This window comes from Mesorhizobium sp. WSM1497, assembly GCF_001672455.2.
GTDB lineage: Bacteria > Pseudomonadota > Alphaproteobacteria > Rhizobiales > Rhizobiaceae > Mesorhizobium > Mesorhizobium ciceri.
On record NZ_CP021070.1, the window covers coordinates 5,326,456 to 5,341,099 of the forward strand.

At 63.2% G+C, this 14,644-nt stretch carries 13 protein-coding genes; 5 read left to right on the top strand and 8 right to left on the bottom strand.

Annotated elements, in window-relative coordinates; translation table 11 throughout:
• Positions 1-137: 137 nt before the first annotated feature.
• The gene (locus A9K65_RS26230; RefSeq protein WP_064993133.1) at positions 138-1,025 is read left to right on the top strand and encodes a DMT family transporter; all 888 of its coding nucleotides are present in this window, start codon (positions 138-140) and stop codon (positions 1,023-1,025) included.
• 60 nt (positions 1,026-1,085) lie between these two features.
• Entirely contained in the window at positions 1,086-1,994 is a 909-nt protein-coding gene (locus A9K65_RS26235; protein WP_064993132.1) for a DMT family transporter, read from the top strand.
• Positions 1,995-2,190: 196 nt separating this feature from the next.
• Here the strand turns inward: A9K65_RS26235 and A9K65_RS26240 are convergent, their stop codons facing one another.
• Entirely contained in the window at positions 2,191-3,045 is an 855-nt protein-coding gene (locus A9K65_RS26240) for a LysR substrate-binding domain-containing protein (RefSeq protein WP_064993131.1), read from the bottom strand.
• A 113-nt stretch (positions 3,046-3,158) separates the two neighbouring features.
• Here A9K65_RS26240 and A9K65_RS26245 point away from each other — a divergent pair, with 113 nt between their 5' ends.
• Both A9K65_RS26245 and A9K65_RS26250 read left to right on the top strand, forming a co-directional pair.
• Positions 3,159-3,566: a 4-oxalocrotonate tautomerase family protein gene (locus A9K65_RS26245; protein WP_013532540.1), complete on the top strand. Its 408-nt coding sequence runs from the start codon at positions 3,159-3,161 to the stop codon at positions 3,564-3,566.
• A 123-nt stretch (positions 3,567-3,689) separates the two neighbouring features.
• On the top strand, positions 3,690-5,912 hold the full coding sequence (locus A9K65_RS26250) for an AMP-binding protein (protein WP_064993130.1): 2,223 nt from the start codon (positions 3,690-3,692) through the stop codon (positions 5,910-5,912).
• 27 nt (positions 5,913-5,939) lie between these two features.
• Here A9K65_RS26250 and A9K65_RS26255 read toward each other — a convergent pair whose 3' ends face one another.
• From A9K65_RS26255 to A9K65_RS26265, 3 genes are all read right to left on the bottom strand, one after another.
• Positions 5,940-6,686 (bottom strand): phosphatidylcholine/phosphatidylserine synthase, encoded by a 747-nt coding sequence (locus A9K65_RS26255; protein ID WP_224621703.1) that lies wholly within the window; start codon positions 6,684-6,686, stop codon positions 5,940-5,942.
• 75 nt (positions 6,687-6,761) lie between these two features.
• A complete protein-coding gene (locus A9K65_RS26260) occupies positions 6,762-7,460 on the bottom strand; it encodes a phosphatidylserine decarboxylase (protein WP_013532543.1) in 699 nt (232 codons plus the stop codon).
• Positions 7,461-7,658: 198 nt separating this feature from the next.
• Complete coding sequence (locus A9K65_RS26265) at positions 7,659-8,951, bottom strand: DUF4375 domain-containing protein (RefSeq protein ID WP_013532544.1); 1,293 nt, start codon at positions 8,949-8,951, stop codon at positions 7,659-7,661.
• A gap of 325 nt (positions 8,952-9,276) precedes the next feature.
• Here A9K65_RS26265 and A9K65_RS26270 point away from each other — a divergent pair, with 325 nt between their 5' ends.
• The gene (locus A9K65_RS26270; protein WP_064993129.1) at positions 9,277-10,140 is read left to right on the top strand and encodes an SMP-30/gluconolactonase/LRE family protein; all 864 of its coding nucleotides are present in this window, start codon (positions 9,277-9,279) and stop codon (positions 10,138-10,140) included.
• 8 nt (positions 10,141-10,148) lie between these two features.
• Here the strand turns inward: A9K65_RS26270 and A9K65_RS26275 are convergent, their stop codons facing one another.
• The 4 genes from A9K65_RS26275 to A9K65_RS26290 all read right to left on the bottom strand — a co-directional run bounded on the left by A9K65_RS26275 (position 10,149) and on the right by A9K65_RS26290 (position 14,520).
• Positions 10,149-10,496 carry an antibiotic biosynthesis monooxygenase gene (locus A9K65_RS26275; protein ID WP_064993128.1) on the bottom strand — a complete coding sequence of 116 codons (348 nt, stop codon included), beginning with the start codon at positions 10,494-10,496 and terminating at the stop codon, positions 10,149-10,151.
• Between the two features lie 107 nt (positions 10,497-10,603).
• Positions 10,604-12,484: an ABC transporter ATP-binding protein/permease gene (locus A9K65_RS26280; RefSeq protein ID WP_064993127.1), complete on the bottom strand. Its 1,881-nt coding sequence runs from the start codon at positions 12,482-12,484 to the stop codon at positions 10,604-10,606.
• Between the two features lie 21 nt (positions 12,485-12,505).
• Positions 12,506-12,838 carry a metalloregulator ArsR/SmtB family transcription factor gene (locus A9K65_RS26285; RefSeq protein ID WP_013532548.1) on the bottom strand — a complete coding sequence of 111 codons (333 nt, stop codon included), beginning with the start codon at positions 12,836-12,838 and terminating at the stop codon, positions 12,506-12,508.
• Between the two features lie 209 nt (positions 12,839-13,047).
• Complete coding sequence (locus A9K65_RS26290; RefSeq protein WP_064993126.1) at positions 13,048-14,520, bottom strand: LysM peptidoglycan-binding domain-containing protein; 1,473 nt, start codon at positions 14,518-14,520, stop codon at positions 13,048-13,050.
• Positions 14,521-14,644: the final 124 nt, after the last annotated feature.

Genomic DNA, 14,644 nt, shown 5'->3' on the forward strand with positions numbered 1-14,644 from the left:
ATAAGCACCGGGCTGGCGTAGCGCCGCAGGGGTTTTCGCCCGTATAGCTTGGTACCAAGGGAGTTGAATTCACGGCTTCCTTGTGTCGCTCCTAATAGCATTTCTGCCGCTCCGGCAAATTTGGTCCCACGCGCCTTATGGCCGATATCGCCATTCTCGAAACACGCGAGCGGGTTCTTGCAGGCATCCTGCTGACCGGTGCGGCCTATCTGCTGTTTTCGACACAGGATGCTTCGATCAAGCTGCTGGTCGTCGGCATGAGCGTCTGGCAGATCATGTTCTTCCGCAGCATCACCATTCTGGGCGCGTGCGCGGCGATCGGCGGACGACAGCTGTTTGCCGACACGATGCGGTCGCCCATCGTGCGGCCGATGCTGGTGCGCAGTGCCTTCACGCTTGCTGCGTGGCTCTGCTACTACAACGCCGCGCGCAGCCTGCAGCTCGCCGAACTGACCACCGTTTATTACGCGGCCCCGATCATCGTCACCGTGCTTTCGGTGTTCCTGCTCGGCGAAAAAGTGCCGATGCTGCGCTGGCTGGCGGTGCTGATCGGCTTTGCCGGCGTGTTCATCGCTTGCGATCCGACCCATCTCGGCCTGTCCGTGCCGGTGCTGCTGGTGCTGGCGGCCGCCTTCTTGTGGGGTATCGCCATCGTGCTCTTGCGCAAGACCGCCCTTGCCGAGCGCTCGATGATCCAGCTCCTGCTCAACAATTTCTATTTCCTGCTGTTTTCGGCGGTGCCGGCGCTGCTCTGGTGGCAGACGCCAAACCTGGCGCAATTGCTGCTGCTTGCCAGCGTCGGCGCACTCGGCGGCCTGGCGCAGTATCTTCTCTTCGAAGGCATGAAGCGCACGCCGGCCTCGGTTCTTGCGCCGCTGGAATACACCTCGCTATTGTGGGCATTCGCACTCGGCTTTGCGATCTGGGGCGACGTGCCGCGCCGCGAAGTCTTCCTGGGCGCTGCGCTGATCGTCGCCGCCGGCCTGCTGATCGTCGGCACCGAGCATTTCCGCAAACGGCTATGATGTGCATGGCCATGATTGCTGACGCTACGATGTCAGGACCAAGCGGCGTAGGCTGGCGGCATGATTGAGATTGCAGCCGCCACCGACACCGCCGCGGAGCGGACACTCGGCATCATCCTGGTATCGTCCTCAGCCGCCGTTTTCGGCCTGACCGGCGTTCTTACCAAGTCGATCCACGCCGACCCGTTGACCATCATCTGCTGGCGCGGTTTTGTCGGCGCGATCCTGATCAGCCTCTATGTGCTGTGGCGGCGTCACCGTTCCGGTGGGCGTGAGACCCTGCGGCTTGGCTGGCGCGGCTGGCTGCTGGCGGTGGAAGGCGCGCTGGCCAGCATCGCTTTCATCTCGGCGTTCAAGTTCACCTTCGTCGCCAATGTCGCTGTCATCTATGCCACAGCACCTTTCGTCACGGCGCTGCTGGCCTGGGTTCTGACGCGCGAACCCTTCCGGTTGCAGACGATGGTCGCCGCCGCAGTGTCGCTGTGCGGCGTGGCGATCATGGTCTGGTCCGGCTTCGGCACCGGCAATCTGTTCGGCGACGGACTGGCACTGCTGATGACCATCGGCAGCGGCCTTTACATGATCATGGTACGCGCCTTCCGCGACACGCCCGTGGTGTGGGCCGGTGCGGTGTCGGCATTCCTGTTGTTCGTGCTCGGTTGGTTCGTCACCGATCCGCTGGCGGTTTCGCCGAGAGATGCCGTTCTGCTCGCCACTTTCGGCGCGTCCTTCGCGCTGTCCTCGATCCTGTGGACGGAGGGCGCACGGCTCATCCCGCCGGCCGAATCCGGGCTTCTCGGTTCGGCCGAAGTGCCGTTCGCGATCCTGTTTGCCTTCCTGTTCCTGGGCGAGATTGCACCAGCCGCCAGCATGATCGGCGGCGCCGTCGTGCTCACCGCAGTGTTCGCCCATGCGGGGCGGGATTGGCTGATGGCGCGCTCGCAACGCATGGCGTCAAATATTTCTTAAAAAAGTGACACAGTCATGGAACCATCATCCGGGTCAGGCATTATTGCTGCGACGGGCCATCCCCAAGTCCCCCAAACCCCTCGGCCCGTCCTACTCCAAGCCGACCGTAAGGTCGGCTTTTTCTTTGCCGCTTGCCGACCGTAAGGTCGGCTTTCTCTTTGCCACTTGGGACCGCAAGGTCGGTTTCTTTGGGCATTCAGCCCGACAAGGCAAGGTTACCGCTGAGCAGGGTCGCCAGATCGGCTGCCGATCCATCGGCACCGGCGCGCAGCCGGATGGCGAACTCAGCCAAAGGCACCTGGGGCAGGCCAAGCTGGCGCGGCGCCTCGACAATCCCGGAATGGGCAAAGCGAGCCGTTCGCAGCGTCAGTGCGACACCGGCGTTCACGGCTGTGCGCAGGCCGGCCAGACTGGCGCTGCCGGCAGCAATGCGGTAGCGGCGGCCAGCGGCATCGAGTGCGGCAAGTGCCGCTTCGCGAAAACCGCAATATGGATCGAGCAGCGCCAGCGGCAGTTCCTCCTGCCGCGTGGCCAGCCCCTTTTGTGAGCATAGCCATATCATCGGCTCGCGCAGCACGCCGACTTCGTCCGCCGCTGCCGTCTGGCGCATGACGATCGCCAGATCGAGGCCGCCAGACTGCAGCGCCTGCGCCAACTCGGCGGAACGGCCGACCCGCAGTTCGATCCTGACGCGCGGATGGCTGCCGGCGAAAGCACGCAGCAGATCCGGCAGGCCGCTGTCGGCAAAATCCTGCGTCGTGCCGATGGCAACGCGCCCGGCAGCGCGGGCGCCCTTCAGCGCCAGCCAAGCCTCGCGATGGACGGCAAGAATGCGCTTGGCGTGGCCGACGAGATCCTCACCCGCCGGCGTCAAACCACGTCCCCGCCCCTGCGGCGCCAGCAGCGGCTCACCGACGACTTCCTCCAGCCGCTGCATCTGGGCGGTCACCGCCGAGGGCGAACGGCCGATGCTTGCAGCCGCCTGGGCCAGCGAGCCGCTGTCGACGAAAGCAAGGAAGGTTCGGAGCAGATCGGGATCGAGCGTTTCCATACTTCGATACTATCGAAGTATCATTTAAAAACAATTCGATTTTTTTGACTAAAAGGTGGTGGCTTGGTTGTTTCAACGGCGATCGGACGCCGCTCAAGCCAAGGAGAAGAAGAATGCCTATCATCAACATCAGCGTCACCGGCAAACCTGACGCGGCGCTTTCCGCTCGCATCGCAAAGGAGGCCACAGAAATCACCGCGACGCAGCTGCGCAAGGACCCGACGATCACGGCAGTTGCCGTGTCCTATGTCGATCCGCAGCACTGGTTCGCCGGCGGCAAGTCGCTGGCCGAGCACGGCACCAACACGTTCTGGCTTGATATCAAGGTGGTCGACGGCACCAACACCAAGCTTGAGCTGGAGGCCTATCTGAAGGCGATCTTCGCAGCCTTCGGCCGTCTGCTGGGCGGCGTGCACGAGGAGAGCTACGCCTTCGTGCATGAAGTGCCGGCAGCCGCTTACGGCTATGGCGGCAAGACGCAGGAATTTCGTTTCATCAGTGGACGGCTGCAGGCGGCGTGAGAAGCAGCTTCCCGCACCAAGGGAAGCAAAAGCTCCGCATTGACCTTGCTCCCACATCGTCTAGGTTCTGGCCGACACGGCCGCAAAGAGCCGAGATGCTAAAAACGTTGGGAGAGACGCGGCATGATCCTGACACTGGCGCTGCTTGCGGGTCTTGTTCTGGCCTGGCTCCTGATTGGCGTGGCGGAAAAATTCCGCCTCGGCCTACGCTTCACCCAGGCGCTGCTCTATGTCCCGTTCAAGCTTGCCTACCGGATCGGAGACAGCCGCATCAGGATCGCCCGCAAGGCGCAGGCCCCAGTCATCTACGTCATCTCTCATCAATCGCGCTTCGAGCCGGCGCTGATGCTGTCGCTGCTGCCGGAAGACACGCTGCATATTCTCGATGAGGTCTCGGCGCGCTCGCCGTGGCTCGAACCTTGGCGCGAGCTTGGCCGTACCATCGCCTTCAACGCCGAACATGTCTTCGTCAGCCGCCGGCTGGTGCGGGTGCTGAAGGGCAAGGGCCGGCTCGCTGTCTATCTGCCGGATGCAGTCGAGCCCGACGTCAAGACGTTTCGGTTGTTTCGTGCCGTCACCCGCATCGCCATGCAGGCCGATGCCAAGATCGTGCCGATCTTCGTCGGCGGCGCGCGCAGCCTGCCGGTGTCGCTGACGCCTGGGGACAAGGCGCCACGACACTGGTTTCCGCAACTGTCGATCAGCGTGCTGGAGCCGATGACCATCACTGAGTTGGTGGCGCGCAACCCCGAGCAGGCCTCGAACACCAACGCGCTGTTCGACCGTGTCGCCGAGGCGCGGCTCTTCGGCACCAACCTCGATCGTGGCCTGTTCCTGGCCATGCGCGATGCCGCCGACCGCGTCGGCGCTTCGCATATCATCATCGAGGACGTGATCTCCGGCGCGCTGAGCTACCGCAAGCTGTTCATCGGCGCCCGCGTCCTGGGCAGGCGCTTCGAGGCGGTAACGGCTCCGGGCGAGGCAGTCGGCGTGATGCTGCCCAATGCCAATGGCGTCGTGCTGTCGCTCACCGGCCTTCTGTCGGCCGGCCGGGTGGCGGCGATGATCAACTACACGGCCGGGCCGGCGAGCGTCACCGCGGCCGTGCGCACGGCGGTGATAAGGACCGTGATTTCGTCCCGCGCGTTCGTCGAGAAGGCCGACCTTGCCGATATCGTCGCGGCGGTCGAAAAGGGCGGCGCCAGGCTTCTCTGGCTCGAGGATGTGCGGGAGAGCGTCACCGCGCTGGACAAGCTTGCCGCCGCCTTGCTGTGGCGCTGGCCGCTGCAGCGACAGGACGCGGCCAAGCCGGCGGTGATCCTGTTCACCTCGGGCTCGGAAGGCACGCCGAAGGCAGTCGTGCTGTCGCACAAGAACCTTTACGCCAACGCCATGCAGGCTGAGGCGCGCATCACCATCTCGCCCGCCGACATCCTGCTCAACGTGCTGCCGGTGTTCCATTCGTTCGGCCTGACGGGCGGCACCATCCTGCCGCTGGTCACCGGGGTAAAACTGTTCCTCTACCCCTCGCCGCTGCACTACAAGATCATCCCCGAGGTTGCGCGCAAGGTGAAACCGACCATTATGTTCGGCACCGACACGTTCCTCGCCAACTATGCGCGTACCGCCAAGGACGGCGATTTTTCCAGCCTGCGCTTCGTCGTTGCCGGCGCCGAGGCGGTGAAGCCGGAAACCCGCCGCGTCTATCGCGAACGCTTCCAGGCCGAGATCATCGAAGGGTTCGGGCTGACAGAGGCGGCACCGGTGGTTGCCGTCAACACGGCAATCCATGGCCGCGACGGTACCGTCGGGCGGCTGCTGCCGGCCATGCGCATGAAGCTTGAGCCGATCGAAGGCATTTCCGATGCCGGCCAATTGTGGCTCGACGGACCGAACCTGATGATGGGCTATATGACATCGGACCGCCCCGGTGAATTGCAGCCGCTGACGGGCTGGCACGACACCGGCGACATCGTCGCTGTCGACCGCGAAGGCTTCATCACCATTCGCGGCCGCGCCAAGCGCTTCGCCAAGATCGCCGGCGAGATGGTGTCGCTGGGTGCTGTCGAGATGCTGGTGCAGTCGTTGTGGCCGGAAGAACGCCATGCGGCGGTAGCGGTGCCGGACAAGAGGCGCGGCGAGCGCATTGTGCTGGTCACCACCGCCGACGACGCCAATCCCGACGAGTTGCGCAGATTCGGCAAACAAGCGGGCGCCGCCGAACTGATGGTGCCCAACGACATCGTCAAGGTCGAGGAAATCCCGGTGCTGGGTTCGGGCAAGACCGACTATGTCTCGACCCGAAAGCTGGCGATCGACAGGCTGGGGCTCGGCGTCGCGGCCTGAGTCGGATCAAGCACTTCCGCCGACCTTCTAACCTATATCCGAAGGCGGTACCTTCTCGCCCTCCAGCTTGGCGCGTTTCGAATAGGCGCGCACACTGAACGGCAGGAAGATCAGGTAGCCGGCAACCGAAGCGGTCAGCGTGTACCAGGGGTAGGTCATCAGCAGCAGTACGTAGAGCACGACACCCAGGATGATCGGCAACACCCTGTCGCCCGGGATTTTCAGGCTCTTGCCGGAATAGACCGGCAGCCGGCTGACCAGCAGGAAGGCGACCAGTATGGTAAAGCCGGTGGCGACGAAGGCCGCTGGACGACTGGGCTCCAGCCCTGTGCGCAGGAAATAGAGATAGAGCGGCAGCATCACCAGCACAGCACCAGCCGGCGCCGGCACGCCGACGAAATATTCGGACTGCCATATCGGGCGGTCGGCCTTCTCGTCGTCGAGCACGTTGAAGCGGGCGAGCCTTAGCCCGCAGGCGATGGCGAACAGCAAGGCCGCAATCCAGCCCGGCGAGCCGGCACGGTCGAGCAGGAAGGCATAGAGCACCAAAGCCGGGGCGACGCCGAAATTGACGATGTCGGCCAGCGAATCCATCTGGGCGCCGAATTTGGAGGTTGCCTTCAGCATCCGCGCCAAGCGGCCGTCGATGCCGTCGAGGAAAGCGGCCAGCAGCACCATCACCACGGCCGGCTCGAAGCGGCCTTCGAAGCCGAAGCGGATGCCCGACAGACCGGCGCAGATGGCAAGCACGGTGACGAGGTTGGGCAGCACCATGCGCATCGGGATCTCGCGGATGCGCGGACCGCCGCTGGCATGGGCCTCGAACTTCTTATACTGCGTGCCCACGGCTCAGGAAATCCGCACGAGGGGTGTGCCGGCGACACCGCCGAATTCGGCCAGCACGGTTTCGCCGCCGACCGCTGTCTGGCCGACGGCAACGCGCGGCGTGGCGGTCAAGGGCAGGAAGACATCGACGCGCGAGCCGAAGCGGATCAAGCCGAAACGCTCGCCGGTGCCGATCGAGCCGCCCGCCTCGGCCCAACAGACGATCCGCCGCGCCACCAGGCCGGCGATCTGGACGGCGGCGATCGTGCCGTTGGGGCTTTCGATGACCAGGCCGTTGCGCTCGTTCTCGGTGCTGGCCTTGTCGAGTTCGGCGTTGAGGAATTTTCCGGGCCGGTGTTCGATCCTGACGATACGACCGCGTACCGGGGCGCGGTTCACGTGACAGGAAAAGACATTCATGAACACCGAGATGCGGGTCATCTCGACATTGCCGAGGCCGAGTTCGCGCGGCGGCACGGCCGGCCCGACCGCCGAGATGATGCCGTCGGCGGGGCTGACCACCAGGCGGTCGTCGACCGGCGTGACGCGCTCGGGATCGCGGAAGAAATAAACGCACCAGGCCGTCAGGATCAGACCGATCCAGAACAGGACCGAGGAGAAATAGCCGAGGAAAAGCGTCGCCGCGCCAAAGGCCGCGATGAAGGGATAGCCTTCGCGATGGATCGGTACGAACGCGTTCTTGACCGTATCGACAAGGCTCATCAGCTAAAAACAGGCTCCGTTTCAAGTCCGGCCTCAATAGCCGAAAGCCCCCCTCGCCGCAACGCAACAATCGGCGGCGCGGGCGAACGGGCAAGGGCCTGTCGCCTCAGGATAGCCGAACGCTCCGCGTTCGTGAGGTCGCGACCGGCTCGCATGCCTGTGCCACTGGCGTCAGAATTTCGAGACAATCAGCCCAGATCAGTTGGCACCATCGGCTTCGGCGCGCACAAAATGTTCTTCGATCTCAAGCCTATGGGCATCCGCCAGCGGATCTTCGGCGCCCGACCTCAAGAGCGCGCTCCCGTTGGGAGAGGACACCAAAAACAGCAGTCTACCGTCAGCAGCAACTGTCCAACTGACGACCGATCCTCCCTCGCTCGGAATCAGCATCGATGGCAAAGCAACTGCTCCTGCCGTATCAATTCCAGCCCTGCGCAAAAGAAGGTCGAGGGCTGCTGGTGCCCCGTATTCATCAGCCAGTTCGATGACTGTCGCTATTGAATCAGCGCCGACATGCGACAGCTTCAGACCGACACGTGGAGCACCTTCGCCAAGTAACTCATCAACGCTATCGACCGGTCCGAGGTCGAGTTGCAGTTCTGTACCATCAGCAGCCAGGTACTGGTATGCAGCCGCATGCGTTGGCGTGACTACGCACAAACGCACCCTGCCGGCGTTGGTTACGACCGGAAATGTCATCTGCTTCTCGCCATCTATGTCCAACATCCGTCCTTTGCCGAGCCCGAGCTTAACCTCGGGCTGCGGCAAAGCTGCACAGGCGAGCCCGATGCCCACTTCAAGTCGGCTCGTCATCACTGCTTTCAGATGGAACACCGAACGATGGCGCAATCGAGGTTCGCGCCTGGAGTTGGCCATCACAATGTCAAGAGTGGCCTCCTGGCATTCGGCATCGTCGACAATCTCCAGTTCAGGCCAGGAGGCTATCCAACCCACTGCGCGGGCAAGCATCGGGACGCTGTCTTCCTCCTTGTAAAAAAGATCGTCGAGTCCATCAAGGAAATCAGCGCGGCCACCTTCGAATCCAGTCTGTTCCTCCGCTTCCTTGGGATGTTCCCGGACCCAAGCAACCATCTGTTTCAAAATAGCTAAATGGTTTTCTGCTCGCATTCCAGCCAAAGCCAAATGCACATCCGAGGTGACTTTATCGAGGTGATCACGGTAATTGTGAATAAATTGGCTATGGCCGCCATTAGCCACTTCCATCCCGTATAGGTAAGCGTGAAAAAACTGCCTCGCTGACGGCGGTATTTCGTGATCTTTGTAGAGGCCCTGATCAAACATTGCGGTCACGAAATCCATGACTGCAGTCACGAGGTCAGCAACGTAGTTTTCCTTAGCGGCGCGCTCGACTGCTGAAAACGGGACAACAATTGAAGTCACGCGCGGACTGGCCGTCGGTTGCTCCGGCTGGTGCGCCGAAATCGTTGTCGACTGCTGCAGCCTTTTCTTTCGCGAAAAAATTCCGAACATTCCAAAGCCTTCTTACCCGGAGGAAAGCAATACCGGTAGATCAGAGTCTGTCGGCAGAATATCACTTGGAAAAGTGGATAAAAAGGCGCTTGAAATTCATTTTCACTGCGTCTTACCAATATTTTGAAGAACACTTCAACCGATAGTTTGAAGAACACTCCAAAAACTGACCTCGAGGCTTCGTCGCGAACTCAGCAAAGAGCAGCCAAACCAAAATTATCGGTTCTGTGCCTGTCGGCAGACCGCTGCCTCGCCCGTCCTTGGTGAGACAGCGCCATCATGGACCATTTGGCGATGCTGACGCACTCAACAAGGAGTCCCCTACATGCAGAAACCACCTGCCCCCCAAGCGCATCTCGTCACTGCCGGTCTCGCTTTCGGCGAGTCGCCGCGCTGGCATGACGGACGGCTGTGGCTTTGCAACTGGGGCACCGGCGAGATTATCGCCGTCGATGCCGACGGCAACCGCGAGGTCATGCTCACCGTACCGGCTGTCCTGCCCTACTCCATTGACTGGCTGCCGGATGGCCGCCTGCTCGTCATCTCCGGCCGCGAAGGGCTGCTGCTACGACAGGAGGCCGACGGGAGCCTCGTCACTCGCGCCGATTTGCGTGACCTGTCCAAAAGCCCTTGGAACGAGATCGTCATCGACGGGCGCGGCAACACCTATGTCAATGGCGGCGGACCGGCGCCGGCTTCTGGCGAGCATTTCGGCCCCGGCACCATCGTGTTGATCACGCCGGACGGCGCGGTCCGGCAGGTGGCGGAAAATATCGCCTTTGCCAACGGCATGGCGGTGAGCCCGGACAACAAGACGCTGATTGTCGCGGAATCCCATGCCAATCGGCTGACCGCCTTCGACATTGCCGCCGACGGAAGCCTTGCCAACCGAAGGGTCTGGGCCGACCTCGACGGCTATCCCGACGGCATCTGCCTCGATGCCGAAGGGGCGGCCTGGTATGCGGATGTTCCCAACAAGCGTTGCGTGCGGGTGCGTGAAGGCGGCGAGGTGCTGCAGACAGTGACCGTCGATCGCGGCTGCTTTGCCTGCATGCTGGGCGGCACCGACAGGAAAACGCTGTTCATTCTCGCCGCCGAATGGCGCGGCTTCGAGCATATGGTCAGTGACGCCCGCACCGGCCAGGTGTTCAGCGTCGAAGCGCCGGCACCTGGCATCGGCTGGCCGTAACAGCCTTGCTACAACCCAGGAACCCTCTGATAGTTGGCGATGTCGGCGCGAACGCCGAGCCGGGCAATCGTCTCCTGCGGGTTGAAGGCGATGCGCTCGTGCGCGGCCTTGACGATCGGCACGACATTGTCGACGGCCGCCTGGCTTTCCCATTCGACGATGGTGACGAGGTTGAATTCGCCCGGCCCGGAGAATTGCTCGAGCAGGAAATCCTGCACGAAGCCCCGCTGCAGGCGCAGCAATTCATGCGTTGTCCTGACCTTGGCGAGTATCTCCTCGCGGGCGCCGGCCGGGACGACGAATTTGTCCACCCTGAACACGCTGCCGCCGTTAACAGTCTGATTTATCTTGCTCATTCGATTGCTCCGTTCCTGGATCATGGTGTTTTTTGGGCTCCAGGAACGGCCTACAATCTCAACTTAAGTTGAGGTCAAGCGCAAAAATCAGATCACACGCCGAACCTTCAATTCACCTCCGACGTGCGCCGGCGGACGATGACGCCAAGTTCGTCGCCCTCGCGAGCCAAGCGCAGCCGCTCTTCGGCTTCGGTCGCCTCGCGCTGGCGGTCCCACATCGAGGCGTAGAGGCCATGTTTGCGCATCAGCTCGGCATGGGTGCCGCGCTCGGCGATCTGGCCGTCCTGCAGCACGATGATCTCATCGGCCGTGATCACCGTCGACAGGCGGTGGGCGATGACGATGGTGGTGCGGCCACGGCTGACCAGATCGAGCGCGGCCTGGATCTCCTGTTCGGTGTGGCTGTCGAGCGCCGAGGTCGCTTCGTCGAGCATCAGGATCGGCGGCGCCTTCAAAATGGTGCGGGCGATTGCCACGCGCTGCTTCTCGCCGCCCGAAAGTTTTAGCCCGCGTTCGCCGACCATCGACTTGTAGCCGTCAGGCAATCGCTCGATGAACGGGCCGATCTGAGCGAGTTCGGCGGCCTTGCGCATATCCTCCTCGCTGGCGCCGATGCGGCCATAGCGGATGTTGTAGGCGATGGTGTCGTTGAACAGCACGGTGTCCTGCGGCACCATGCCGATCGCCCCGCGCAGGCTCTCCTGCGTCACGTCCTTGATATCCTGGCCATCGATCAGCACCTGGCCGCCCTGAACGTCGTAGAAGCGGAACAAAAGCCGCGAGATGGTCGACTTGCCGGCACCCGAAGGCCCGACAATGGCGACGGTCTTGCCGGCCGGCACCTCGAAGCTGATGCCCTTCAGGATCTTCCGGTTCGGGTCATAGGAGAAGTGCACGTCGCGGAACTCGACCTTGCCGGCGCTGACCGCGAGTGGCCTGGCATCCGGCTTGTCGACGATCTCCTGCGGCACATCCAGCAGATCGAACATCTGCTCGATATCGGTGAGCCCCTGGCGGATTTCGCGGTAGATGAAGCCGATGAAATTGAGCGGCACCGACAGCTGCATCAGCATGGCGTTGATGAAGACGAAGTCACCGACGGTCTGCGTGCCGGCCCGCACTTCGAGCGCCGACATGCACATGACGATGACGGTGCCCAGGCCGAAGATGATGCCCTGCCCGAAATTCAACCAGCCAAGCGAGGTCCAGATGCGCGTCGCGGCGACCTCGTAGCGTGCCATGGAGCGGTCGAAGCGCTCGGCTTCCATGCCCTCATTGTTGAAATATTTCACCGTCTCGTAGTTGAGCAGCGAGTCGATTGCCTTGGTGTTGGCGTCGGTATCGCTGTCGTTCATGTCGCGGCGGATCGAGATGCGCCAGTCGCTGGCGCGGACCGTGAACCAGACATAGACCCAGACGGTGACCGCGACGACGACCACATATTTCCAGCCATAGGTGTAGGCGAAGATGCCCGTGGTCAGTGCGAATTCGAGGATGGTCGGCGCCGTGTTGAGCATGATGAAGCGCACGATCGTCTCGATGCCCTTGGTGCCGCGCTCGATGATGCGCGACAGGCCGCCGGTGCGGCGCTCGAGATGGAAGCGCAGCGACAGTTGGTGCATGTGAACGAAAGTACGGAAGGCGAGCTGGCGCACGGCATATTGGCCGACGCGGGCAAACAGCGCGTCGCGCAGCTGATTGAAGCCAAGCTGCACCAGGCGCACGACATTGTAGGCGACGACCAGCATGACGGGCGCCAGCAGGAAGCTCGGCAGCGGCGGCGCCGATTTGGCGTCGCCGGCCAGCGCGTCGGTCGCCCATTTGAAGAAATAGGGACCGGCGACCAGCGTCAGCTTGGCGACGACCAGCAGCAGCGTCGCCCATGTGACCCGGGCTCTCAGATCGGCGCGATCCGCCGGCCACATGTAAGGCCACAAATTGAGCAGCGTCTTGAAGGTCGAGGAGTCGGAGACGGTTTTTTCGGCCATTTCTTGTGCCTTCTTCTTATTTCAGCGGCCGGAGCAGCAGGAATTGACGAGAGCGGCCACCGATGCGGAGACATCGGCGAGCGCGGCATGGTCGATCGCATAGCGCGAGCGCTGGCGATCGGGCTCGAAGCGAACCAGCCCGGCTTCGACCAGTATTTTCAGATGTTGTGACACGGTGGACTGCGCCAGATCTAAGCGGTCGACGACCTCGCGGCAGCAGCAGGAACTGCTCGTCGATAGGTGTTTCAGGATTTCGATCCGCGCCGGATGGGAAAGCGCTGCAAGTCGGGCGGCGACCGCACGGCTGTCCGGACCGCCGCATGATGCGTTTGTTTCCATCAGGGATTCTGCCATCGTTCATCGGCGATAGACGATGAACGGGCACGGGGCAAGCTAACCCTATGGGCAGAGCGCCGGAACCGCCAATCTCCCCCTCGTGGGAGAGATGTCCGGCAAAGGTAGCTCGACCGGATTTGGCCGACAGGTTGGCGAGGCGCCCCCCTCTGCCCTGCCGGGCATCTCCCACAAGGGGGAGATTGCGCTCAACCGTCGGCGCTCAAACCCTACTCCGTCTTGGCGGGCGCTGTCGTTGCCTGCTCGCCCATGGCCTTGAGGTCGGCGGCTTCGCCTTCCTTCGACTTTTCCGGGACCTTGAACACCTGGCCCGGCCAGATGCGGTCGGGATCACTGATCTGGTCCTGGTTGGCGAGGTAGATGGTCGAGAAGCGTACGCCGTGGCCATAGACGCGCCGCGAGATCCGCCACAGCGTGTCGTTGCGGCGGATGATGACGGCGCCGTCGGCATGTTCAAGCTTGGGCGCCACGGTCTCGGGCACATCGCTTGGCGGCGTCGCCTCCGCCACAACGGCCGGAGCCTCGGCGGCGGGAGCAGGCGTCGTGGCCGGGGCCGTTTCGGCCGCGGCCGGCGCCTCGGCGGCGGCAGGTGCGGCCGGCTTGGGCTGAACGGGCTTCGGCGCCGAGGGTGCCACGGCGGCGATCGCTTCGCCGGGCTCACGCTCGAACGGTACGGCCGCGCGGGCCACAACTGTCACACCGTCGGCATCGAGGCCGTCGACATGGATTGTGTAGCTGCCGACCGGAATGTCGCGCGTCGCCTCGACCAGGAAATGACCGTCCGTCGAAGTTTGCGCGTCACCGAGCAGGATGTCGTTGGCATACGCGCGCACCTTGCGGCCGGCATCGGCGAGGCCGGCGACAAAGATCTTGCTGCCGTCGATCTCGACCGCCTCGACGACGATCTTGGGCTCGGTCACGCCTGCAGCGGGCGGCGTCGCCGGCGCTGCAGGAGCCGGTGTCGCGTCGACCACGGCTGGCGCTGGGGCGGCTGGCGCCGGAGCGGTTGCGGGGGCTTCGGCTGTGGGAGCAGCCGGCGCGGCGGCCGGAGCAGCCGGCTTTGTCTCGGGTGCGGGAACGGTCAGCAATTCGGCCGGCTTGCCCGGCTCCTCGACCATGGCCAGCACCTGGCCGGCCGCATCCTTGGGAACCGAAACGACGGCGGTCTGCACCGAGGGCGTTACGACGTCACCGGTGGTCGCGCGCAGCGCGATCGTATAATCGCCGGGCTTCAGCGGATCATCGAGAATGATAACGAAGGCGCCATCGGGACCAGCGACCGTCGAGCCAAGCACCGTCGAGCCATTGAGGATTTCGACCTTGGCGTTGGGCGCCGCATTGCCGGCGACGACAATCGAGCCATTGCTTTCGACGCGCACGACATCGAAGGACGGTGCGACCGGACCGGTCGCAGCAGGCGCCGCCGCGTCCGCGGCCGGTGCGGCGGGTGCCGTTGCCTGGGGCACTGCGGCGGGAGCCGCCGGGACTTCAGCGGCGGGCAGCCGCGCTTCGGTGCCGGGATCGGCCGATTTTGCCGCTGCGGGCGGCGTCTGCGCCGCCACTTGCGCCGGCGGCGTGGGATTGAGATACGGGTCGAGTGCGCCCGCTACATAGGCGGTTCCCGCGGCCGCAACGGTCCCACCCGCCGCGAACAGGAACGCCTTCAGTGGATTAATTGCCATATTTCCCTACCCCTTAGCCACCTAACGCCGGTCTAGCCTGTTTTAGCAATACCGACAAGAAAAAGCCCAGGCCGTTAACCCTTGGGGCTTGACCGCGCTTTCAGACCCAATCACCAATCATCGA